Consider the following 20,752-nt stretch of genomic DNA (forward strand, 5'->3'; position numbering starts at 1 on the left):
GTCATGGGCGCCGCCGCCCGGCTCCCGGCTCCCGGCTCCCGGCTCCCGGCTCCCGGCTCCCGGCTCCCGGCTCCCGGCCATGAACTACTGCCGGCCGTGAACTACTGCGCGCGTGCCGTGTGGACGGTCTGCGCGGACAGCAGGAAGGCGTCGGGGCGGCGGACGATGCCGGCCGCGTCGTCGGGGTCGGCGAGGCGGGCGAGGGTGGTGCGGTCGCCCTCGTCCAGGCGGTCGCCGTACAGGTCGAGACCCTGGGTCAGGGTGTCCTGGAGGCAGGCGCGCGCGGCGGCGGACAGCGGGGCCGGCAGGTCCAGCAGGAAGCTGCGGGTGCACGGGGTGCGCAGACCGGCGTCGGCGAGGAAAGCGGGCCAGTCCTCGATGTCGTCGACGGTGCCGGGCAGCGCCGCGCGCATCTCGCAGAACCAGTCCTCGCAGGCCGCGTCGATCCTGGCCTGCAGCCCCGGGCGCCCGATGCCGATGTCGCGCGGCAGGAAGCGGGGCGTCAGACCGCCCTCGCAGACGGCGAGCAGCCCGCCGGGCCGCAGATGGGCGCCGAGGGCGGCGACCTGGGCCCGCTGGTCACCGACGTGGTGCAGGGTCCTGGCGGCCCAGATGAGGTCGGCGCCGCCGAGGGCGTCGAGCCCGTCGGGGAGTTCGGCGAGATGGGTGCGGACCCGGTCGCCGAGGCCGAGGCGCCCGGCACGGGCGTGCGCCCGCTCCAGGAGCGCCGCGCTCGCGTCCACCGCGACCACCTCGGCGGCGGGGAAGGCCCGGGCCAGCAGGCAGGTGATGACGCCCGGTCCGCTGCCGACGTCGAGCACCCGGTCCACGCCCTGGCCGCCGTCCGCGCCCGGCCCGACGAGGAGTTCCCGCAGCCAGGCCGCGGCCTGCTCGTGGAGCGGCAGGTGCAGTTCGGCGCCGCGTTCCAGGAGCGGTCCGGCCACCTCCCAGTCGATCTGCCCCTCGTCGTGGGGGCCGTGCCCGGGTGCGGGCCGTTCGTCGTTGCTCATGACATCGAGCCTCCGTTACCGGTCGAGCCCGTGCAATCCGCGTTGCCGTTCCGGCAACCCCGGATTCCGGCGGGGAGCGGCGTGATCGTAGGGTCTGGCCCGTGGCTACTCCGGGATGGATACCGCCGACGGACACCGAGCGGCGGCTGTGCGAAGCGACGGCGCGTGGGGACTGGGACGGGCAGATCGCGGCGATCGCCGGTGAGGATCTCTATCTGGCGGCACCGCAGGAGGGTCAGGACCCGCTGCCCGTCTACGACGACCCGGCGGCGGGTGGTAAGTGCATTCCCGTCCTGACCCGCGGCATGCTGCCGCCGTGGCAGCCGCAGCAGTTCTTCGACCGGGTGTCGCTCGACGAGCTGGCGCAGGACTGGCCGAACGACAAGTGGCGGCTCGCGGTCAACCCCGGGACGCCGTGCGCCGCGTACCTGGCCGCCTCCCCGGCCCACCGCGCCGCCTGGCTGCAGCGGCGCGGCCAGATCGGGCCCCGGCCCGGCGGGCTGCTCGTCACCCACTTCGGGGGCCCGCTGCACGGCCCCCTGGCGCAAGGGCTGGCGTGCGGCGCGCCGATCGCGGTGCATCACAGCGTGCCGTGGAACGAGCTCGGTACGGCCTTCCTCGACCATGACGCCGACGCGCGGACGCTGCGCGAACAGTGGTCGGTGACCGACCCCGCCGCCTGGCAGCAGCGCCTGGACCAGCTGCTCGGCGGGCAGTTCGTCCCGGCGGAGACGGAGGCGGCGCTGCGGGCCAGGGCCCGCGACCGGACCGCTCCGGGCGCCGAGGGCGCCGAGGACGCCGCCGGCGGGGAGAAGGCCGCGGGCACCCCCGACGCCGCGCCGCCGCCCGCCGTCCCCGAGCTGGTGACCCGGTACGAGGAGCGGTTCCGCGCGGACGGGCTGCTGCCGGCGGACGGCCGGGTCGTCTCCCTCGTCGCGCTGGACCACGCCCATGCCGTCGCCCTCGTCCGCTGGGGCCTGGGCGCCCGCCTGTGCGCACCGCAGCAGGCCGAGCACGCCGTGGCGCAGGCCCATGCGCGGGCCCGCGAGGTGTACGGCTCGTGGGAGGAGTTCGCCGCCGGCTACGCGCTGGGCCGGATGCTGGCGTTCGACCACGGCTGGTTCGGCCCGCAGTACGCGGAGGCCGTGCACCTGCACCGGGTCCTCACCCAGGACCCGTCGTCGCCGTGGCGCGCACTGCCCTTCGCCTGACGGACGCCGCCCGTCGGGGCTCGCGGGGCGCGGGTTCGGTGTAGACGTAGGGCATGGATGTAGCGATCTGCCTGTTCAGCTCCGACCTCCGGCTGCACGATCAGCCGGTGCTGCACGCCGCGCTGCGCTCCGCGACGCGGGTGGTACCGCTGTTCGTCGTCGACAGCGGGGTCGCCGACGCCGGGTTCATGGTGCCCAACCGGGCGGCGTTCCTGGCCGGTGCGCTGGCGGATCTCGATGCCGGGCTGCGCGCTCGCGGCGGTCGGCTGGTCATCCGTACGGGGGACGTCGTCGCCGAGACCTGCCGGGTGGCGGCGCAGACCGGGGCCGGGGAGGTGCATCTCGCGGCCGGGGTGAGCGGCTATGCGCTGCGCAGGGAGCGGCGGCTGGGCGCGGAGCTGGCGGCGGCGGGGCGTGCGCTGGTGGTGCACGACGCGGTCGTCACGGCGCTGCCGCCGGCCGCGGTGCTGCCCTCGGGCCCCGGCAAGGACCACTTCGCGGTCTTCACGCCGTACTTCCGGCGCTGGCAGGCGGCGGGGCTGCGGTCGGTGCTGCCCGTCCCGCGGACCGTACGGGTCCCGGACGGGGTGCGGTCGAAGGACGTGCCGTCGGCGGCGGAGCTGTGCCCGGACGGGAAACCGTCGCCCGCGCTGCCGGAGGGCGGCGAGAGCGCCGGGCGCCGCCGGTTCGGGGCCTGGCAGCGCGCGGGCATGGCCGACTACCAGGACCGGCAGGACGATCTGCCGGGCGATGCCACCTCGCGGCTCTCGCCGTATCTGCACTTCGGGTGCCTGTCGCCGGTGGAGCTGGTGCACAAGGCGTCGGCCCGCCGGGACGCCGGCGCCGAGGCGTTCGTCCGGCAACTGGCCTGGCGGGACTTCCACCACCAGGTGCTGGCGGCCCGGCCCGACGCGGCGCGGGCCGACTACCGCACCAAGGGCGACCGCTGGCGGTACGACGACGCCGAGGTGACGGCGTGGAAGGAGGGCCGCACCGGCTACCCCGTGGTCGACGCGGGAATGCGGCAGCTGCTGCACGAGGGGTGGCTGCACAACCGGGCCCGGATGCTGGTGGCGAGCTTCCTGACCAAGACGCTGTACGTGGACTGGCGGGTCGGCGCGCGGCACTTCCTGGACTGGCTGGTGGACGGCGACATGGCGAACAACCAGCTCAACTGGCAGTGGGTGGCCGGAACCGGCACCGACACCCGGCCCAACCGGGTGCTCAATCCGCTCGTCCAGGCCAAGCGGTTCGACCCGCGGGGCGAGTACGTACGGCGCTGGGTACCGGAGCTGGCCGGCCTCCCGGGCGCCGCGGTGCACCAGCCCTGGAAACTGACCGGGCCGGAGCGCGCGGCGTACGACTATCCCGATCCCGTGGTCGACCTGGCGGACGGGCTGGGACGGTTCCGGCGGGCACGCGGGCTGGAGTAGGGGGTGTAGTGCGGCCATGACCCGAACGGCACACCGGGCCCGGGCCCGGCCGGCCGACGTGTCGTGGACGGCCGCCGTGCCGGGAGATGATGCAGGACGGACCGACGGAGAGGACGGACACGACATGGGCGGGAGCGGTATGCGCCGCGGGCTGGACCGGACGCAGCTGGACCGCGCGCTGGGGGCGGTGGGGCCGAGGCAGCCGGCCACGCTGCCGACGTGGGCCCAGTGCCGTACCGCACTGCGCCGTACCCCGCTGTCGGTGTGGCACGACGACGTGACGGACTGGGCCGCGAGCCTGACGTACTACTCGGTGCTGGCGCTGCTGCCGTCGCTGATCGTCACGGTGTCGCTGATCGGTCTCGCCGATCCCCCGGCCACCGAGCAGCTCATCAACCAGCTCAGCTCGATCGCCCCGGCCCAGTCGGGACCGACCGTGCACCGCGCGCTGCTCGGCATGGCGCACCAGCGCACCGCCGCGTGGGTGGTGCTGGGCGGCGCCCTGGTCAGCGCCCTGTGGTCGTCGTGCAGCTATCTGGCCGTCTTCCGCCGCGCCCTGCACGCCATGAACCGCACCAAGGACGACCGCCCGCCGTGGCGCAAGGCTCCGCGGATCCTCATGACGGCGCTGCTGCTGATGGCGCTGCTGATCAGCAGTGCGGTGGCGCTGCTGGTGAGCGGGCCGATCGCCACCGCCCTGGGCCGGGCCATCGGGCTCGGCGAGGCGGGCGAGGCGACCTGGAACCTGCTGAAGTGGCCGCTGCTGGTCGTCCTGGCCACGGTCTTGGCCATGGTCCTCTTCCGGTCCGGACCGCCCAGCTCCCGCGGCGTGCGCCGAGCGGCCCCCGGCGGCATCGTCGCCGTCCTGCTCTGGCTGATCTCGTCCGCCGCCTTCGCCCTCTACGCCTCGTACGTCGGCACCTTCAACCGGCTCTACGGGTCGCTCGCGGGGCCGGTGGTGTTCCTGATCTGGCTGTGGTTCTCCCACCTGTCCCTGCTGTCCGGCGCCCAGTTCAACGTCGAGCTGGCACGGGCCGGGCGGGTGGTGCGGCCGCGGTCGGGGAGCTGAGGGCGGGGAGGCCGGCGGGCCGGTGGCTCAGCGGGCCCCGTGCACCGGCGCGATCTCCTCGATCCGGTGGGCGAGACCGAAGTCGAGGCGGGTGATCCGGCCGCCGAGGCTGTGCGTGTTGACCGAGACGGCGAGCCGGTTGTACCCCAGCGTCAGGTCGGCGTGGTGGCCCAACTCCTCCTGGATCTGCGCGATATGGATGACCATCGCGGCGGCCGGGAAGTGCCCGTGGAAGGCGTAGCCGCGGCAGAGCATCCCGCCCTCGACGGACCAGCCGGGCAGCTCCGCGAGGCGGTCCTCGATCTCCTTGAAGGTGAGCGGTTCCAACGGAGCGTTCATGGCGCTCGCCTCTCGCCGTGCCGGCCGCCGATGAGCCGGTCCCCGAATACGCATGCCGACCACGCCGCCGTCCCTGACGCGACGGCCGCGCTCCCTCCAGCCTGGCACGCCGACGGCCGTTTCGCGCACCCACGGCACACCCCTCCCGTACGGCCCGCCCGCACCGGCCGCTCGACTACCGTCCCTCCCATGACAACTGCTGCGGTGTCCTCACCGGAGACGACCACGGGCGTGGGCGCCCTCCTGCGCGAGTGGCGCGACCGGCGCCGGATCAGCCAACTGGAACTGGCGCTGCGCGCCGACTCCTCCGCCCGCCACATCAGCTTCATCGAGACCGGCCGCTCCCGCCCCAGCCAGGAGATGGTGCTCCGCCTCGCCGAACACCTCGACGTCCCCGTACGGGAACGCAACGCCCTGCTGATCGCGGCCGGCTACGCCCCGACGTTCCCCGAGACCCCGCTGGACGACCCGTCGATGGCGGCCCTGCGCTCCGGCATGGAACGCCTCCTGACCGGCTACGAGCCCTTCCCCGCCCTGGTGGTCGACGGGACCTACCACGTCCAGGCCGCGAACCGCGGCATCACCGTGCTGCTCGAAGGCGTCGCCCCCGCCCTCCTCCGGCCCCCGCTGAACGCCATGCGCCTCACCCTGCACCCGGACGGCCTGGCCCCCCGCATCCGCAACTACCGGGAGTGGCGCGGCCACCTCCTCTCCCAGATGGAGCGCCAGTTGGCCCTGCTGCGCTCCTCCCCCCTGCGCGCGCTCTACGACGAGGTGAGCGCCTACCCCTTCCCGCCGGGCGGCCACGAGACGGCGGCCTCCGGCGAACACGCCCCCTTCGCCCTGCCGATGATGCTCGAACACCACGGCACCGTGCTCTCCTTCATCTCGACCATCGCCACCTTCAACACCCCGATGGACGTCACCGTCTCCGAACTGGCCGTGGAGACCCTCCTGCCGGCGGATCCGGAGACGGCGGCTTATCTGCGGGGGCTGGATCTGCCGGGGTGAAGGGGCTGGGGGCGGCTCGGCCGACGGCCCCGCCGCTGGTCGGGCGGCGCCGGCCCGGGTGCCTGGGGCTGGGGCCCGCTGCCGCCCCCGATCAGACCGCGGGCACCCGGTCCAGGAACCCGCACACGGACCGGATCCGCCCGTCCTCCCCCAGCCGCACCACATCGAACCCGGCCACCGGCGCCGACCCGTCCGCGACGCTGACCAGCTCCCATCCGAACCGCGCCATGTCGTGGTGCCCGTCCACACCCCCCGACCGCCGGAACTCGAACCCGGGGAACTGCGCGTGCGCCCCCGCGATGGCCGCCGCCAGCCCCTCGTGCCCCGCGACATCGACCAGCGGATCGGTGTACGTCACGTCCTCGCCGAAGGCAGCCGCGACAGCCTTCCCCGACGCCCCTTCCCCGCTCGCGTTCCACGCCTCGAAGTACCGCGCCACGGCCGCCTCGTACCGCGCCCCCGCGTCCCCGGCCCGCTGCTCCCCCTGCTGCCCGCCCTGCTCCTGCTGCGTCATGACGTACTCCCACTCCCGACGAGTTCCGAACGGCACCACTGCCGCCTGACCCGGATCACGGACCGGAGTGCGCCGGCCCGTGAACCGGTGCCCTCACCCTGCCGGGCCGTGCGGTGGGGGTCGATTACGCGAGAGGTAATGGCGCAGGAACCTCGGCGCGTGCCCCTCGTCCTCCGTTCTACCGGGACGGCGACAGGACCCGGACCACCTCGTTCAGCGGCTCCGGCGAGGTGGAGAACACGCCGACGAAGGGGTAGGCCAGTTCTGTGACGAGGAACAGGTTGGCGGCGACGAGGACGCTCACCGCCGCGACCATCACGTAATGCATCCGGGCCCGCTCGGCGCCGAAGACGACGGCGAACCAGAGGACCAGTCCGCTGTTCAGCAGGATCACCAGCCACAACGACGGCGGTGGGCCGGTGTTGGTGCGTGCCTGGAGCAGCCGAGTCGTGCGTGCACCGCTCAGATCCCTCAGGGACGCGAGCGAACTGGTGAGGAAGGACCGTTGGATATCGTCGCGCGGCTTGATGGCCTCGTAGGTGGCACTCAGGCGCTTGAGCGCGTTCTCGGCCCCGGGCGTGGTACGGCCGGCCGCGGCGCGGGGCCACTCGGCCGCTGCCGCGCGCCCGTATGCCAGAAGGCCCTGTCGGATCCGCTCGCCATCGGCCTTGCCGAACGCATGGAGACCTTGGGCCATCTGCACCGCGGCGGCCCCCTCGGTCCGCGTCGCCTGGTCCGCCGAGTTCACCTGGCCCCAGAGCGCGAGGACCAGGAAGCCGATGAGGAACCCGTAGACGACGGCGACAACGGGAAAGACGAACTGCGCCATCTCGTTGTGCTCACCCCGCCGGAGACGAGGGAAGCAGCGCCGCACACCCGCCTGGACCACCGCTGTCCCACCCACGATGACGACGATGAACCCGGCCAGCAGCACCCAGGGCGGGACGCTGATCACGAACCAACGGGCCACTGCTCCACGCTCCTGACGTACCCCGCCCCCGCCACCACCGACGCGGTGGCCAACGACCACACCGGCCCGCGGACACGCCCGCTTCGTCCCTTCGGCGACCCTCCGGAGAACGCCGGTGGTACGCCGCCGCAGGAAGCTCCGTGCTCCGGCCACCGGTCACGGCTGATGCGGTGGGGGCGCCACGGCTCTCACCACAGATCACCCGCCGCGACCCGCTCGGCCCGCGTCCGCTTCACCGTCAACGCGCCAGGGTCCCGCACCGGCCACTCCCGGTTCCCGGGCGACCGGAGGTAGTACTCGCCTCCACGGATGTCCGTCACCACGGCGCGGCGACCCGGGGCGTACTCGACCTCGTCGCCGACCTCGGCCCGGCGGGCGCTCACCGGAGATCCGCAGGCAGCGTGGACAGCCGGCGGACGAACCTTCGCTTCCCGCTCACCGCCACCCCTCCCGGTAGCCGTCCAGCAGCCATTGACAGTCACGAGCCATCAGCTGCACCTCGATCAGCGCGGCGAACGGAAGCGGACTCGGCGCCTGCGCCGTCTGCCGTTCGATACCGTCCAGGCGCGCGACATGGCGATACCACGCGACGCCGCCGTGCCACATCTCGTCGGCGGCCTTCCGAGCGGGCCCCCGGAGTAAGGCGATATGGCCGCGCAACCGCGCCCCGAGGTCGACGAGCGCACTCACCTGAAGCTGCCCTCGACTCGCGCCCAGCGCCAAGGTGATGGTCTCTTCGATGGTGAGCACGTCGATGGCAAGGGGCTCGGCTGCCTCAGGGCTCCGCTCACCGGTCCTTTCCGCGTGACCGGTCTTCGTGGCTGCGTCATCGTCCCCATCCGCGCGCACGACTTCGCCGTGGGTTCCGGAGGGGCCGCGGGTGGTGGGCACAGAGCTGCTCTTTTCAATCCGCTCTCGGATCAACATGCGCCCATCCTGGGCCCTGCCGTATTCCCCAAGCGAGGACTTCCAGAGGCCTCTTGTGTGCAGCAAAGGGGACTTTGACGCCGTCCCACGGGTGACGTGTAGCCAAGGAGAGGACTTCCAGGGGACACTGCTTGGCAGTCCCGCGACGGAGGTGCATCGTGATGCGGTCTGCAGGAAACACCCGGCTCAAGTCGGCCCGCGTGGCAGCTGGGTACCACACCCAGCAAGCCTTCGCCGAGGCAATGGGGGTAGGCGTACGACAGGTCCGTCGTTGGGAATCCGACAATCCACCATGGCCTCACCCGGACGTGCAAGCGCGGCTCACGCACCTCACGGGGCAGGACATGGAAGCTCTGGGCTTCACCATTCCCCCGGGCCGCGACCAACCCAGCCGGCGGCGGCCTTATGCCACCGTCACCCCAAGGAACATCGGCAACCAACTGTCCACCGTCCCTTCGCAGACCACCGCACCCATGCAGCCCGCATCCGTGGCGGACGACTATGCAAGCGTCACGCGCGTCCATCGGGGTCTGTACTGGTCAGTGGCGCCTGCCACCCTCCACCCCGCTGTCATCGCCCATGCCGGCCTCGGCTGTGCGCTGCTCTCCGAAACCGCCGGCCAGACGCGCCGCACTGTGGCGGCCGCCTTGGCTGAGACCTGGCTGCTCGCGGGACGAATCGAGTTCTTCGACCTCAGAGAGCCGGACGACGCAGGTGCCACCCTGCTCCGCGCTCTGCAGGCCGCAGGCGAGGCAGACGATGCCCTGCTCGGATCCGCGGTCCTCGCACACACCGCTTTCCTTCCCGGGTGGGCCGGAGAACGGGAAGCCTCCGCGGAGCGCATGGTCGCTGCCCGGACGTATGCCCGTCGGGGCTCCGCCTCAGCCGAGTTCTTGGCGTGGCTCGACGCGGTCGAGGCCGAGTGTGAGAGCCGGTGCGGGTACACCCGCACCGCACTCCACTTGATCAGGCACGCCGAGGACACCCTTGCCGCAGGGGGCGAAGACACCACGCCCGTATGGATGGACTGGTTCAGCCCGGTACGTCTGGCCGCGTTCAAGGGCAACATCCAGCTGAAGGCCGGCCATCTGCCGCAAGCCCGCACCACGCTGCTCGACGTGCTGGACCGGATGCCGGAGACGGAGGACAAGCAGCGGACCGTCGTCTACGGCGATCTGGCCGCGATCGAGACCGCCGCCGGTCAGCCGGAGGAAGCCTGCCGGTATGCCTGCCTCGCCCTCGACCAACTGGAGAACACCTGGTACGCGACGGGCATGGACCGGATCCGGGAAGTACGGCGAGCGCTCGCCCCACACCAACACCTGCAGTGTGTACGTGACTTCGACGAGCGGCTCTACGGGTGGTCGACGACGGTCAGCGCCCTTTCCCGTTGAACTCGGCGATGGCTTGCGGCAGTTCCTCCAGCGACGCGATGCGGAACGTCGGCAGTTCGCGCGCTTCCGTCGTGTTCCACTGGATCGTGGCCCAGGGGCCGCGGTGGATGAGAGCCGTACGCATGCCCGCGGCCACGGCGGGGCGCAGATCGTTGTCCACCCGGTCCCCGACGTACAGAATCTGATCGTTCTCAAAGGGGACGACGTCAGCAACGCGCCCGAAGAAGAGCGGATCGGGCTTGCTGGCTCCCCAGTCGTCGGATGTGCCGATCAGGTCGACGTCGTTGGTGAACAAGTCGCGGAGGATCCTGCCCGCCCGGACGGTTTGGTTCCCTGCAATGCCCAGCCAGAGCCCGTCACCGCGCAATCGCGCGAGGGTGCGCCGGACATCAGGGTAGAGATCCGACTCGTCGAAGTGCTCCGGCCGGCCTGCGGCGACGCGCGCGTCCCTCTCGTCGTACAGGTCAAAACCGGGGCGGAACTCCTGGAACACCTCGCGGTAGTCCCGCCCCTGGGCGATGACCGCGCCGAACATCGCCGCGAAGGTGTGCCTCGGCACCCCGAGCCAGTCCGCCCATGTCCCGTACTCCCGCGTCTCGTCGACCAGGCACTCACCGACATCGAAGACCACAGCGCGAATCATGCGGCAACCCTACTGAGCGGGGCGCGGGGGCGATGCCCCGGATTTCCGGGCGGGGTACCGGTCTCTGAAATCATCAGCGGATGACAGACGCACGGCTGCCCGCAGGGTGGAACCTCACGGAGATACGGAAAGTGTCGGGGGACGAGGAGGCCCTCGCGCTCAGCCCCGACCGGCGCGTGACCTGGTCCGCTTTCTCCGGGCCCGACGAGGAGGTCGATCCCGAGATCGTGCTCGCCTTTCATGATCTGTGCCTGGTGAAACCCGTCGATGACGACCAGTGGTACATGGGCGACCTGAAGCAGGACGGCAGCGTTCTTTGCTGGAGCGCCTACGACGGTCTGTATGAGGCCCTGCGCGGGCTGTAGTTTCGGGCGACGCGGCCCGCCGCGGAAGCCACGTTCCTAGGATGGACGGCATGCGTAGGGGGAGGCGCCCGGGTTGGGCGTGGTGGGTTTCGGCGGTGTATGTCGTCGGGTTCGCGGAAGGGGCGGGGGCGCACGCGTACTTCGTGGTGACGGGTGGCGTGGACGCGTATGCGTACGCGCCGGTGGCTGCGCAACTGCTGTTCCACGGGCTGCTCTTGCTCGATCCGCTGGTTGTCGTGCTGGTGGTGCGGGGGCGGCCCGGTGGGCCGCTGGTGGGGGCGGTCGTGATGGTCGCGGACGTGGTGGCGAACTGGTGGTTCCAGTGGGGTGCCGTTGTCGCGGATCCGGTCGCCTATCTGCGTCCCGTGGGGCTGTCGGCGATCACGGTGTTCGGGGTGTTCGTCGTCTCCACCGCGCTTCCCCTCCGCCGTGCGCTGATGTCTCGTTCCGGAGAGTGTGCGATCGGGCGGCGGCAACCGGGCGGGGGGTGAGTGATCCCGGGTGCCACCCGAGGCGCCTCGTTCCGCTCCTGGTGTGTGCCCGGTCCGCTCAGGACGTGCACAGAACGTAGGGCGGCCTAGCCTGGGAGGTATTGCCGTGCTTGCCCCGGTTGTCTGCCGCTGGGCGGCTTCCGGCGGCGGCTGTGGCGACCGTGGCGGCCCGTGCCGAGCGGGCGGCCGGTGAGCAACGCCGACGAGAGGACAGGCCATGAGCACTCCGACCCCCGATGAGAACTCGCCCCCGAGCGAGGTCAACGGTTCGCAGGCCGCGGCGGAGGCCGAGGACACCCAGGCCGCCCTGATCGCGCTCGCGGCCAGTGTGGCCCTGCTGCCGCAGGCGCCGCCGGCCGAGGGCGAGGGGGAGCGTCCCGAGGGCGCCATCTCGCTGCCGGTGATCGAGCAGGACGGCAATCGCTATGTGCCCGTCTTCACGACCGAGGACGCGCTGCTGGCGGCCGGCGGGGACCTGGGCACCGCGCTCCGCGTCCCGGTCCTCGACCTGGCGGCGAACTGGCCGGCGGACGATCTGTGGCTGGCGGTCGATCCGTCGAGCGAGGAGGGGCTGGCCCTTCCACCGGACCTGGTGCGGGCGCTGCCCGTGTTCAGCCAGCAGGGCGGTGCCGCCCGGCCGGGCGAGGCCGGTACGTAGGCGGCGCGGGGAGCCCCCCGGCGGCGGGGTGCAGGCACCCCCCTTCAGGGTGCAGGCACCCCCTTCAAGGTGCGGTTGTCCCCCGCTCCGGTCTGGGGTGGACCGGCTGTCGGGGTGGGCGTGGCGCCTGAAGACTCGGCGGTATGACGACGAGTGTGGGGACCTCTTCCGCGACCGCTGGTCCGGGAGCGGGCGGAGGCAGTGATTTCGCGCGGCTGTCGCGGCGGATCGTGGCGGCGGGGCTGATGAGGCGGCGGCCCGGGTACTACGCGGTGCGGCTGGCGGCGGTGAGTGCGGCGTTCGCCGGTGGCTGGGCGGTGTTCCTCGTGCTGGGCGACAGCTGGTGGCAGCCGGCCGTGGCGGTGTTCCTGGCGTTCGTGTACGGGCAGGTGGCGCTGGTCGCCCATGACGTGGCGCACGGGCAGGTGTTCCGCGGGCGGCGGGCGAGCGGGATCGCCGGGCGGCTGTTCGGCAACCTCGGGGTGGGGATGTCGTACGGCTGGTGGATGGACAAACACACCCGGCACCACGCCCACCCCAACCACGAGGAGCTGGACCCGGATGTCGCGCCGGACATCCTGGTGTGGTCACCGGCCCAGGCGCGGGCCGCCACGGGGCTGCCCCGCTTCGTCGGCCGCTATCAGGCGCAGCTGTTCTTCCCGCTGCTGACGCTGGAGGGGTTCAACCTGCGGGTGGCGAGCGTCCGGGCGCTGCGGTCGCCGACCATGAAGCACTGGGGCAGCGAGGCGGCGCTGCTGACGGCGCACATCGGCCTGTACCTCGGCGCGCTGTTCCTGGTGCTGTCGCCCGGGAAGGCGCTGGTGTTCCTCCTGGTCCACCAGGCCCTCTTCGGTGTCTACCTGGGGTGCACGTTCGCGCCCAACCACAAGGGGATGCCGACGCTGACGGGGGACGCCCGGCCGGACTTCCTGCGCCGTCAGGTGCTGGCCTCGCGCAATGTCCGGGGCGGCGCGCTGACCTCTTTCCTGCTCGGCGGGCTCAATCACCAGATCGAGCACCACCTCTTCCCCGGCATGCCGACGCCGCACCTGCGCCGGGCCCGGAAGATCGTGCGGGCCCACTGTGCCGAGCTCGGCGTCCCGTACCACGAGACGGGGCTGATCAGGTCGTATGCGGAGGCGTTGCGGCACTTGCGGCGGGCCGGGGAGCCGCTTCGTGGTCCGCGGGGCTAGGCAGTTCCGGGGCGGCCGCGGTCTCCGCCCGGCGCACCGTGCGCCGGGCGGCCATGAAGGCGTAGACGAGGATGCCGACGAAGAGGAAGAGCACGCCCTGGTAGATCGCGGCGTAGCCGGCGCCGGCGACGAGCCAGAAGGTGAAGCCGAAGGCGGTCAGGGCGAGGGTCAGGTCGCGGGCGAAGCGGGCGGGGCGGACCTGGTCGCTGCGGCCGGTCAGCAGGAAGTAGACCTGGGCGCCGGCGGCGAGGAGGTAGGGGACGGTCGCCGAGAAGGTGGTGATCAGCACCAGGATCTCGAAGACGCCGCCGGCGCCGGTGAGGTAGTTGAGCACCGTCAGGGCGCTGGCCAGCACCCCGGCGGCGAGGACGCCGAAGGTCGGCACGCCGCGCCGCTTGGTCAGGAACGGCGCGGGGAACAGCCCGTCCTTGGCGGCGGCGTACGGGGACTGGGCGCTCATCAGGGTCCAGCCGTTGAGGGCGCCGACGATCGAGACGACGGCGGCGAGCGCGACGACCGTGCCGCCCCAGTGCCCGCCGAACATGGCGTTCACCGCGTCGGAGAACGGCGCCTGGGACTTCACCAGCTTGTCGTGGGCGACGGTGCCGAAGACGGCGACGGTGCCCAGGAGGTAGACCACGGCGGAGCCGATGGTGCCGAGGACGGTGGCCCGGCCGACGTTCCGCTCCGGGTCGCGGACCTCGCCCGCGCTCATCGCGGCGGACTCCACACCGACGTAGGAGTAGAGCAGGATCGCGGCGGCCGCGGACATCCCGCCGAGCGCGCTGCCGCCGCCCTCGTGGAAGGAGCCGAGGTTGGACGGGTCGAAGAAGAACAGGCCGACGACGGCGATGAAGAGCAGCGGGACGAACTTGAGGACGGTGGAGACCGTCTGGACCAGGCCGACGTAGCGGGTGCCGGCGAAGTTGGCGAGGGCCGGCAGCCAGAGCGCGCCGAGGGCGATCGCGAGGTCGGTGCCGCTGGAGGGGTGGCCGGGGAGCAGGACGTGGACGTAGCCGACGATGGCGACCGCGAGCGCCGCGTTGCTGACCCAGGTCATGGTCCAGTACGACCAGGCGGAGAGGAAGCCGGCGAAGTCGCCGAACGCCTCGCGCGCGTAGACGTAGGGGCCGCCGGTGTCGGGGTGGCGCTCGGCGAGCCGCCCGAAGACCAGGGCGAGGGCGACGGCACCAATGGTCAGCACGCCGAAGGCGACCAGGCTGACGGTGCCGAACGGGGCCACCGAGGCCGGCAGCAGGAAGATGCCGCCGCCGATGATGTTGCCCATCACCAGGCAGGTGGCGGTTCCCAGTCCGAAGCGGCGGGTGTGCCGGTCGTTCATGACGTGGCGGGCCTCTCGTCGTGCGCTGTGCACCCGGGGTTACCGAGCAATGCACATGGTCGGGGATCGGCGGCGTACGCCAAAATCAGCGGGCTTTGTCCTGCGGGGCGGGGGCCGGCGGCGAAAAACCTTCGGCCGGGGGTGCCGCGCGCCGCAGTTCGTCCTTGTGGGGCCCTTCGGTGGCTGCGGGGCCCGGCGGGCGCGGCCCTCCCCGGCGGGGCGCGGTGGTCAGCCGCCCGCGGGCGTGATGAGGCCGGCCAGCGCGCGGGACAGGGCGGTCAACGCCTCGATGATGTGCGGGAGTTCCAGCGGGTCCGGGGCGGTCAGGACGCGCCGGCGCTGTTCCCGGTCGGTGCCGAGCAGGGCCTCGGCGCCGAGCCGGACCCGCAGAGCTCCCGGCGCGTCGCCGAAGCGGTGTCCGCCGCGCGCGCCCCACGGCGCCAGCCTCCGCTCCAGTGCGCGGGACTCCACGATGCCGCGGGCCGCCAGCGGCCGGCGCAGCGGTTCGAGGTCGGCGTAGAGATGGCTGCCGGAGTGCGGCGGGCGGCAGACGGCGCCGGCCTCGGTGACGGTGTGGTGGAGCGCGGCGGCGAGCGTGCCGTAGACCCGGGCCATGGCGGCCGTCCGCGCGCGCACCTCGTCGGGTTCGCCGAGCGCGTGGGTGACGGCGCAGCCGAGCGGGCCCGGGACCGGCACGGGGACGGCGGTGAGCGCGTCCAGTGCGGCGGCCCGGAGGACGGCTCCGCGGTCGGTGGCGGGGAAGCGGGCCAGGGCGGCCGGCCAGGAGGCGGGCACCAGCGTGGCCCGCAGGTCGGTGAGCACCACGACCTCGCCGGGCAGCATCTCGGCGGGGCTCAGCATGACGGTGTCGTGCGGATCGTGCAGCAGGTCGCGGCGCGTCTCGTCGCTGATGATCCACAGGCCCTCCTCCGCGGCCGCTTCGCAGACCTCGTGCAGCTGCTCGGGCGCCGGACAGGTGCCGGTCGGGTCGTCGGCGACGGACAGGACCAGGACGCGGGGGCTGTCGCCGTGCATCCGGGCCCGGCGGACGGTCTCCAGCAGCGCGAACGGGTCGGGTACCCCGCCCGACTCCGCCGGTACGGGCGCGAGGTGCACCGGCCGCCCGAGCAGCCGGGCGGGCGGGGCGTACCACTCGGAGCAGGGGCGCGGCAGCACCACGGTCCCGTCGGCCGCGGCGTACAGCGCGAGGAGCAGCGCCGGTGCCCCGGGGGCGACGAGGACCCGGTCGGGGGTGGTGGCCTGGCCGCGGCGTTCCCAGTAGCCGCAGGCGGCGGTGCGCAAAGGGGCGCCGCCGCCGGGGGGCTCGGCTTCGGTGCGGTCCGCGGCCGCGGCGAGGTGCGCGGCGAGTTCCGGGAGGACCGGCAGGCCCGCCGGCGGTTCCGGGTCCGGCTCCCGCTGCGGATCCGGCGCGGTCCGCTGCATCCGTACCTCCACTCCCGGCGGCGCCTCGATCGTGGGGCCCGGGTGCGGCCCCGTCCCACCTTGGCAGATCGCGGGGGTGGCGGCGCGGCCGACACGTCAGCCGAGGGCGGGTCGGGTGGTCAGTGCGCCGGGCGCCCGGCGGGTGCCTCGTAGCGGTGCACGGTCACCGTCCCGCCGTGGCCCCAGTCCTCCCGCTCGGTGGCGCGGCGGATCCAGCCCCGCCGTTCGTAGAGGCCGATGGCCGCGGTGTCGGTGGCCTTCACCGTCAGGACGGGACGCACACCGCGGGCCGCGGCGCGGGTCTCGGCGGCGCGCAGCAGGCGGCCGCCGAGGCCCGTGCCGCGGGCGGCGGGGGCGACACACAGCCGGCTGACCTCGTTCCCGCACAGCGCCGCGTGGCCGACGACCGCGCCGTCCGCCTCGGCGACCCAGGCGTCGGTCAGCCCGTCGGGGGTCAGCCAGCGGGCCGGGTCGTCCGGCCACCGGTGGGGGTAGCCGCTATGGGTGTGCACCGCGGCGAGCAGCGCCACACAGGCGTCGAGGTCGGTGTCGTGCCGTTTCCTGATCATGCGGGCAGCGAAGCACGGCCGGGCGGGGCGCGTCCGCCCGGCGAACGCCCGGTGGTGCGCCGCGACACCGCGCGGCGGCCCGAACCGCACGTTCCTGCCTGTTACGGGCAGTCTGGGGTACAAGGTGGCGCATGCGATCGCTACTGACCCATCTCGACCGGCGGACCTTCCAGCAGATTGCCTCGCGCGAATGGCCGGGCGCGCAGCGGGTGCTGCCCCGGCTGACCCGCAGCGCCAACCACGGGCTGCTGTGGTTCGGCATCGCGGCCGGCGCGGCCGCGCTGGGCGGGCGGCCGATGCGCCGGGCCGCCCTGCGCGGGGTGGCCTCGCTGGCCGTGGCGTCGGCGACGGTGAACACCCTCGGCAAGCGCTCGGTGCGGCGTGAGCGTCCGCTGCTGGACGCGGTGCCGGTCATACGGCAGCTGCACCGCCAGCCCATCACCTCCTCGTTCCCTTCCGGGCACGCGGCCTCGGCGGTGGCCTTCGCGACCGGTGTGGCCTTCGAGAACAAGTGGTGGGGGCTGGCGCTGGCACCGGTCGCCGCGTCGGTGGCGTTCTCCCGTGTCTATACGGGCGTGCACTATCCGGGTGATGTGCTGGCGGGCGCGGCGCTGGGGGCGGGCGCGGCGTTCGCGGTCCGCGGCTTCGCGCCGACCCGCGCCCAGCTGGCGCCGCCCGCGAGACCGCGCGCCGAGGCGCCCGCGCTGCCCGGCGGCCGGGGCCTGGTCGTGGTGGCGAACCAGGGCTCGGGACAGCGCTCGGGCCCCCGCCCGGACCGGGCCGAGGAGGTGCACGGGGTGCTGCCGGAGGCCGAGGTGACGCTGTGCGGCGGGCCGGACGGGGAGCCGCTGGACAAGGCCCTCGACGACGCGGCGGAGCGGGCCAGGACGCTGGGCGGTGCGCTGGGCGTGCTCGGCGGGGACGGCACCGTGAACGCCGCGGCCGAGGTCGCGCTCCGGCACGGGCTGCCGCTCGCGGTGTTGCCCGGCGGCACCCTGAACCACTTCGCCTACGACCTCGGGATCGAGACGTATGCGGAGGCGGCCCGCGCCGTGGAGTCCGGTGAGGCCGTGGCGGTGGACGTGGCGCGCTTCCGGGCCGGGCCGCATCCGGAGGCGCGGCACTTCCTCAACACCTTCTCGATCGGCGCGTACCCGGAGCTGGTGCGGATCCGCGAGCGGTGGGCGGGGAAGATCGGCGCCTGGCCGGCCGGGGTGCTCGCCGCGTGGGAGGTGCTGCGCACCGCCGAGCCGCTGACCCTGCGGATCAACGGCGAGCGGCGCGCGGTGTGGCTGCTGTTCGTCGGCAACTGCCAGTACCGCGGGCTGGGGTTCGCGCCGGTGCGCCGGCACGACCTGGCGGACGGGGTGCTGGATGTGCGGGTGGTGCACGGCGGCCGGCTGGCCCGCACCCGGCTGCTCGCCGCCGCGCTGCTGGGCACACCGCGCAGCTCTCCGGTGCTCGGCGAGGCGCGGCTCTCCCGGCTGCGGATCAGCGACCTTCCCGAGGGCACCACGCTCGCGTTCGACGGTGAAGTGGCGCCCGCTCCCGACCAGTTGACGCTGGACAAGAAGAAGGAGTCGCTGACGGTCTACCGCCTCCTGCCCGAATGATGAGACCCCACTCTCATGATGCGAGATCGCGGCGTACGGTGTGAGCACCACGCCGCACGGCGGCCGCGCCCCGGGGGGCGTGCGGCCGCTTGAGCGGTGGCCCGGGGCGCCGCGCGCCCGCCGGCCACCGCTCCCCAGCATGCGAAGGAGCCGGCCATGCCGCAGGAGTCCGCCGTCTACACCCACGGCCACCACGAGTCCGTACTGCGCTCCCACACCTGGCGCACCGTCGCCAACTCGGCGGCGTACCTGCGGGACGCGCTGCGGCCCGACATGCGGATCCTCGACGTCGGCTGCGGCCCCGGCACCATCACCGCCGACCTGGCGGCCCTGGTGCCGGACGGTCAGGTCACCGGCCTGGAGCACGCACCGGACGTACTGCGCCAGGCACGCGCCACCGCCGCCGACCGGGGCCTGACGAACTTCCGCTTCGCGGTCGGCGACGTCCACGCCCTGGACTTCCCCGACGACACCTTCTGCGTGGTGCACGCCCATCAGGTGCTGCAGCACGTCGGCGACCCCGTCCAGGCGCTGCGCGAGATGCGCCGGGTCACCAGGCCCGGCGGGCTCGTCGCCGTCCGGGATTCGGACTACTCGGCCATGACCTGGTACCCGGAGGTCGACGGGATGGCCGACTGGCTGCGCCTGTACCTGCGGGTGGCCCGCGCCAACGGTGGCGAGCCGGACGCCGGGCGGCGGCTGCACGCCTGGGCGCGGCAGGCCGGTTTCGCCCCGGACGCGATCACCGCCACCGCCGGCACCTGGTGCTACCGCACCCCCGAGGAGCGCTCCTGGTGGAGCGAGCTGTGGGCGGACCGCACGGTCAACTCCTCCTATGCGCGCCTGGCGGTGGACGGCGGGCACGCCACGACGGAGCAGCTGGACCGGATCGCCCGGGCCTGGCGGGCGTGGGGCGCCGAGGAGGACGGCTGGTTCGGCATCCTGCACGGCGAGATCCTCTGCCGCGTCTGACACCCGGCCCCTACCACCTCCGGTCCGATCGTCGCCAAGTGATCGCGCACCGGCGGGCCGTCCAACTAGGGTTGCCCGTATGGACATTCTGGGGACCTCATTGCGGGTGTGCGTCGGCGATCTCGGTGCGGCGATCGGCGTGTACGAACGACTGACCGGTGCCGAGGCGATCCGCTTCCAGCGCGGCGGGGTGGCGGTCGCGGCCGTCGGGCCCTTCTTCCTGATGAGCGGCCCCGAGGCGGAGCTGTCGGTGCTGCGGAAGATCACGGCGACCATCGCCGTGAAGGACGTGGACGAGGCGGTGGCCGATCTGACGGCGGTCGGCGCCGAGATCATCGCCGGTCCCCTGCCGACGCCGATCGGCCGCAATCTGGTGGCCCGTCACCCGGACGGTTCCGTCTTCGAGTACGTCGACCGGCAGCAGGAGGGGGAGGTCTAGGGCCTCCCCCTCCTGCTGCGGCGGGCTGCCGTCAGGCCACTTCAAGGACGATCTTGCCGCGGGTCCGGCCGGCCATGCTCCGCCGGAACGCCTCGGCGGCCTCGGGGAGCGGGAGGGTCACCTCGACCGGCACGGTCAGCTTCCCGGCGTCCGCGAGGGCGCCGAGCGCGGTCAGGTCGGCGGTGTCCGGGCGCACCCACACCATGTGGCCGCCCTTGCCGGTGACCTCGCCGTCGGCGATGGACGCCACCCGTCCGCGGTCCTTGAGCAGCTCCTGCGAGACGTCCACGGCGCCGCCGCCGACGAAGTCCACGGCCGCGTCGACGCCTTCGGGCGCCAGCGCCCGCACCCGGCCGGCGAGGCCGTCGCCGTAGGTGACCGGTTCGGCGCCCAGGGACCGCAGGAAGTCGTGGTTGCGCTCGCTGGCCGTGCCGATGACCCGGGCGCCCTGGGCGACCGCGATCTGGACGGCGAGCGAACCGACACCGCCCGCGGCGGCGTGCACCAGGACGGTCTCGCCCGCCGTCACGCCGACCCGCTTGAGCGACTGATAGGCCGTCAGCCCCGCGAGCGGCAGTCCGGCGGCCTGCTGCCAGCTGAGCGCGGCGGGCTTGCGCGCCAGGGTCCTGACCGGCGCGGCGACCAGCTCGGCGTAGGTGCCGTGCTGCACCTCGTCCTTGCGGACATAGCCGATGACCTCGTCGCCGACCGCGTACTCGGTGGCGTCCGCGCCCACCGCCTCGACCACGCCCGCCACGTCCCAGCCGGGGATCAGCGGGAAGTGGCCGTCCATCATCGGGTCCAGATAGCCCGCGACGATCTTCCAGTCCACCGGGTTGATCCCGATCGCCTTGACCCGGATCAGGAAGGAGTCCGGGCCCACCTTCGGGTCGGGGTGGTCGGTGTATTCGAGGACCTCGGGGCCGCCGTAGCTCTTCGCGATGATTGCCTTCATGATCCGCCAGAACACATGACGGCCGGCGCGCATTCCGCGGCCGTGGACGATCACCGCAATGGCGTACGACGGAGAGCCGGGGGCGCCCGCCCCACCGGTCAGTCCGCCCGCGCCCCCAGCGCGCGCAGCAGGAACGGCAGGAGTTCGCGGAGGGCCGCCTCGCCGGACGAGGGACCGTCGCCGGTGCCGGG

23 protein-coding genes are annotated in these 20,752 nt (G+C 73.3%); 12 read left to right on the top strand and 11 right to left on the bottom strand.

The features are described from left to right. Positions 1-101 precede the first annotated feature (101 nt). On the bottom strand, positions 102-1,010 hold the full coding sequence (locus K7396_RS06825) for a class I SAM-dependent methyltransferase (RefSeq protein ID WP_086717042.1): 909 nt from the start codon (positions 1,008-1,010) through the stop codon (positions 102-104). Positions 1,011-1,111: 101 nt separating this feature from the next. On the opposite strand from K7396_RS06825, the gene K7396_RS06830 reads away from it, so the two are divergent. The 3 genes from K7396_RS06830 to K7396_RS06840 all read left to right on the top strand — a co-directional run bounded on the left by K7396_RS06830 (position 1,112) and on the right by K7396_RS06840 (position 4,723). Then, positions 1,112-2,221, top strand: a complete 1,110-nt coding sequence (locus K7396_RS06830) for a DUF1266 domain-containing protein (RefSeq protein ID WP_223659702.1) — start codon at positions 1,112-1,114, stop codon at positions 2,219-2,221. Between the two features lie 53 nt (positions 2,222-2,274). Then, complete coding sequence (locus K7396_RS06835) at positions 2,275-3,654, top strand: cryptochrome/photolyase family protein (RefSeq protein ID WP_086717043.1); 1,380 nt, start codon at positions 2,275-2,277, stop codon at positions 3,652-3,654. Positions 3,655-3,778: 124 nt separating this feature from the next. After that, positions 3,779-4,723, top strand: coding sequence for a YihY/virulence factor BrkB family protein (locus tag K7396_RS06840; RefSeq protein WP_086717044.1), 945 nt, complete (start codon positions 3,779-3,781; stop codon positions 4,721-4,723). Between the two features lie 27 nt (positions 4,724-4,750). On the opposite strand, the gene K7396_RS06845 is transcribed toward K7396_RS06840, so the two are convergent. Beyond that, entirely contained in the window at positions 4,751-5,062 is a 312-nt protein-coding gene (locus K7396_RS06845) for a 4a-hydroxytetrahydrobiopterin dehydratase (RefSeq protein WP_086717045.1), read from the bottom strand. 189 nt (positions 5,063-5,251) lie between these two features. Between K7396_RS06845 and K7396_RS06850 the strand changes: the two genes are divergently transcribed. Continuing rightward, the gene (locus K7396_RS06850) at positions 5,252-6,073 is read left to right on the top strand and encodes a helix-turn-helix domain-containing protein (protein ID WP_086717046.1); all 822 of its coding nucleotides are present in this window, start codon (positions 5,252-5,254) and stop codon (positions 6,071-6,073) included. A 91-nt stretch (positions 6,074-6,164) separates the two neighbouring features. Here K7396_RS06850 and K7396_RS06855 read toward each other — a convergent pair whose 3' ends face one another. From K7396_RS06855 to K7396_RS06870, 4 genes are all read right to left on the bottom strand, one after another. Further along, a complete protein-coding gene (locus tag K7396_RS06855; RefSeq protein WP_086717047.1) occupies positions 6,165-6,587 on the bottom strand; it encodes a nuclear transport factor 2 family protein in 423 nt (140 codons plus the stop codon). A 178-nt stretch (positions 6,588-6,765) separates the two neighbouring features. Then, on the bottom strand, positions 6,766-7,542 hold the full coding sequence (locus K7396_RS06860; RefSeq protein WP_086717058.1) for a bestrophin-like domain: 777 nt from the start codon (positions 7,540-7,542) through the stop codon (positions 6,766-6,768). A gap of 203 nt (positions 7,543-7,745) precedes the next feature. Further along, the gene (locus tag K7396_RS06865; protein WP_086717048.1) at positions 7,746-7,940 is read right to left on the bottom strand and encodes a hypothetical protein; all 195 of its coding nucleotides are present in this window, start codon (positions 7,938-7,940) and stop codon (positions 7,746-7,748) included. 52 nt (positions 7,941-7,992) lie between these two features. Further along, positions 7,993-8,484 (bottom strand): DUF6415 family natural product biosynthesis protein, encoded by a 492-nt coding sequence (locus K7396_RS06870; protein ID WP_086717049.1) that lies wholly within the window; start codon positions 8,482-8,484, stop codon positions 7,993-7,995. Between the two features lie 161 nt (positions 8,485-8,645). Here K7396_RS06870 and K7396_RS06875 point away from each other — a divergent pair, with 161 nt between their 5' ends. Continuing rightward, the gene (locus K7396_RS06875) at positions 8,646-9,878 is read left to right on the top strand and encodes a helix-turn-helix domain-containing protein (RefSeq protein WP_174886847.1); all 1,233 of its coding nucleotides are present in this window, start codon (positions 8,646-8,648) and stop codon (positions 9,876-9,878) included. On the opposite strand, the gene K7396_RS06880 is transcribed toward K7396_RS06875, so the two are convergent. Beyond that, positions 9,859-10,521 carry an HAD family hydrolase gene (locus K7396_RS06880; protein WP_086717051.1) on the bottom strand — a complete coding sequence of 221 codons (663 nt, stop codon included), beginning with the start codon at positions 10,519-10,521 and terminating at the stop codon, positions 9,859-9,861. The two genes, K7396_RS06875 and K7396_RS06880, sit on opposite strands and share 20 nt — an antisense overlap. Positions 10,522-10,601: 80 nt before the next feature. On the opposite strand from K7396_RS06880, the gene K7396_RS06885 reads away from it, so the two are divergent. The 4 genes from K7396_RS06885 to K7396_RS06900 all read left to right on the top strand — a co-directional run bounded on the left by K7396_RS06885 (position 10,602) and on the right by K7396_RS06900 (position 13,228). Further along, the gene (locus K7396_RS06885) at positions 10,602-10,886 is read left to right on the top strand and encodes a hypothetical protein (RefSeq protein WP_223659704.1); all 285 of its coding nucleotides are present in this window, start codon (positions 10,602-10,604) and stop codon (positions 10,884-10,886) included. Positions 10,887-10,981: 95 nt separating this feature from the next. Then, on the top strand, positions 10,982-11,377 hold the full coding sequence (locus K7396_RS06890) for a hypothetical protein (RefSeq protein WP_223659706.1): 396 nt from the start codon (positions 10,982-10,984) through the stop codon (positions 11,375-11,377). 217 nt (positions 11,378-11,594) lie between these two features. Then, positions 11,595-12,035, top strand: coding sequence for an SseB family protein (locus K7396_RS06895; protein WP_086717053.1), 441 nt, complete (start codon positions 11,595-11,597; stop codon positions 12,033-12,035). Between the two features lie 143 nt (positions 12,036-12,178). Then, entirely contained in the window at positions 12,179-13,228 is a 1,050-nt protein-coding gene (locus tag K7396_RS06900; RefSeq protein ID WP_086717054.1) for a fatty acid desaturase family protein, read from the top strand. Here K7396_RS06900 and K7396_RS06905 read toward each other — a convergent pair. The 3 genes from K7396_RS06905 to K7396_RS06915 all read right to left on the bottom strand — a co-directional run bounded on the left by K7396_RS06905 (position 13,158) and on the right by K7396_RS06915 (position 16,582). Beyond that, positions 13,158-14,570, bottom strand: coding sequence for an amino acid permease (locus K7396_RS06905; RefSeq protein WP_086717055.1), 1,413 nt, complete (start codon positions 14,568-14,570; stop codon positions 13,158-13,160). The genes K7396_RS06900 and K7396_RS06905 overlap by 71 nt on opposite strands. A gap of 228 nt (positions 14,571-14,798) precedes the next feature. Further along, positions 14,799-16,013 (bottom strand): aminotransferase class I/II-fold pyridoxal phosphate-dependent enzyme, encoded by a 1,215-nt coding sequence (locus K7396_RS06910; protein ID WP_086717056.1) that lies wholly within the window; start codon positions 16,011-16,013, stop codon positions 14,799-14,801. Positions 16,014-16,132: 119 nt separating this feature from the next. Beyond that, the gene (locus tag K7396_RS06915) at positions 16,133-16,582 is read right to left on the bottom strand and encodes a GNAT family N-acetyltransferase (RefSeq protein ID WP_152104330.1); all 450 of its coding nucleotides are present in this window, start codon (positions 16,580-16,582) and stop codon (positions 16,133-16,135) included. Between the two features lie 131 nt (positions 16,583-16,713). On the opposite strand from K7396_RS06915, the gene K7396_RS06920 reads away from it, so the two are divergent. From K7396_RS06920 to K7396_RS06930, 3 genes are all read left to right on the top strand, one after another. After that, positions 16,714-18,195 (top strand): phosphatase PAP2 family protein, encoded by a 1,482-nt coding sequence (locus tag K7396_RS06920; protein WP_086720059.1) that lies wholly within the window; start codon positions 16,714-16,716, stop codon positions 18,193-18,195. Positions 18,196-18,351: 156 nt separating this feature from the next. Then, a complete protein-coding gene (locus tag K7396_RS06925; RefSeq protein ID WP_086720057.1) occupies positions 18,352-19,167 on the top strand; it encodes a class I SAM-dependent methyltransferase in 816 nt (271 codons plus the stop codon). 79 nt (positions 19,168-19,246) lie between these two features. Next, positions 19,247-19,606 carry a VOC family protein gene (locus tag K7396_RS06930; protein ID WP_086720055.1) on the top strand — a complete coding sequence of 120 codons (360 nt, stop codon included), beginning with the start codon at positions 19,247-19,249 and terminating at the stop codon, positions 19,604-19,606. A 31-nt stretch (positions 19,607-19,637) separates the two neighbouring features. Here K7396_RS06930 and K7396_RS06935 read toward each other — a convergent pair whose 3' ends face one another. After that, positions 19,638-20,561 carry an NADP-dependent oxidoreductase gene (locus tag K7396_RS06935; protein WP_086720061.1) on the bottom strand — a complete coding sequence of 308 codons (924 nt, stop codon included), beginning with the start codon at positions 20,559-20,561 and terminating at the stop codon, positions 19,638-19,640. Positions 20,562-20,752: the final 191 nt, after the last annotated feature.

This window comes from Streptomyces angustmyceticus (assembly GCF_019933235.1).
Taxonomy (GTDB): domain Bacteria; phylum Actinomycetota; class Actinomycetes; order Streptomycetales; family Streptomycetaceae; genus Streptomyces; species Streptomyces angustmyceticus.

Bases quoted from the DNA above. Each gene is read 5' to 3' on its own strand.
- K7396_RS06825 (WP_086717042.1), bottom strand. From the start codon at position 1,010: ATGAGCAACGACGAACGGCCCGCACCCGGGCACGGCCCCCACGACGAG.
- K7396_RS06835 (WP_086717043.1), top strand. From the start codon at position 2,275: ATGGATGTAGCGATCTGCCTGTTCAGCTCCGACCTCCGGCTGCACGAT.
- K7396_RS06840 (WP_086717044.1), top strand. From the start codon at position 3,779: ATGGGCGGGAGCGGTATGCGCCGCGGGCTGGACCGGACGCAGCTGGAC.
- K7396_RS06845 (WP_086717045.1), bottom strand. From the start codon at position 5,062: ATGAACGCTCCGTTGGAACCGCTCACCTTCAAGGAGATCGAGGACCGC.
- K7396_RS06850 (WP_086717046.1), top strand. From the start codon at position 5,252: ATGACAACTGCTGCGGTGTCCTCACCGGAGACGACCACGGGCGTGGGC.
- K7396_RS06855 (WP_086717047.1), bottom strand. From the start codon at position 6,587: ATGACGCAGCAGGAGCAGGGCGGGCAGCAGGGGGAGCAGCGGGCCGGG.
- K7396_RS06870 (WP_086717049.1), bottom strand. From the start codon at position 8,484: ATGTTGATCCGAGAGCGGATTGAAAAGAGCAGCTCTGTGCCCACCACC.
- K7396_RS06875 (WP_174886847.1), top strand. From the start codon at position 8,646: ATGCGGTCTGCAGGAAACACCCGGCTCAAGTCGGCCCGCGTGGCAGCT.
- K7396_RS06880 (WP_086717051.1), bottom strand. From the start codon at position 10,521: ATGATTCGCGCTGTGGTCTTCGATGTCGGTGAGTGCCTGGTCGACGAG.
- K7396_RS06885 (WP_223659704.1), top strand. From the start codon at position 10,602: ATGACAGACGCACGGCTGCCCGCAGGGTGGAACCTCACGGAGATACGG.
- K7396_RS06895 (WP_086717053.1), top strand. From the start codon at position 11,595: ATGAGCACTCCGACCCCCGATGAGAACTCGCCCCCGAGCGAGGTCAAC.
- K7396_RS06900 (WP_086717054.1), top strand. From the start codon at position 12,179: ATGACGACGAGTGTGGGGACCTCTTCCGCGACCGCTGGTCCGGGAGCG.
- K7396_RS06905 (WP_086717055.1), bottom strand. From the start codon at position 14,570: ATGAACGACCGGCACACCCGCCGCTTCGGACTGGGAACCGCCACCTGC.
- K7396_RS06910 (WP_086717056.1), bottom strand. From the start codon at position 16,013: ATGCAGCGGACCGCGCCGGATCCGCAGCGGGAGCCGGACCCGGAACCG.
- K7396_RS06915 (WP_152104330.1), bottom strand. From the start codon at position 16,582: ATGATCAGGAAACGGCACGACACCGACCTCGACGCCTGTGTGGCGCTG.
- K7396_RS06920 (WP_086720059.1), top strand. From the start codon at position 16,714: ATGCGATCGCTACTGACCCATCTCGACCGGCGGACCTTCCAGCAGATT.
- K7396_RS06925 (WP_086720057.1), top strand. From the start codon at position 18,352: ATGCCGCAGGAGTCCGCCGTCTACACCCACGGCCACCACGAGTCCGTA.
- K7396_RS06930 (WP_086720055.1), top strand. From the start codon at position 19,247: ATGGACATTCTGGGGACCTCATTGCGGGTGTGCGTCGGCGATCTCGGT.
- K7396_RS06935 (WP_086720061.1), bottom strand. From the start codon at position 20,561: ATGAAGGCAATCATCGCGAAGAGCTACGGCGGCCCCGAGGTCCTCGAA.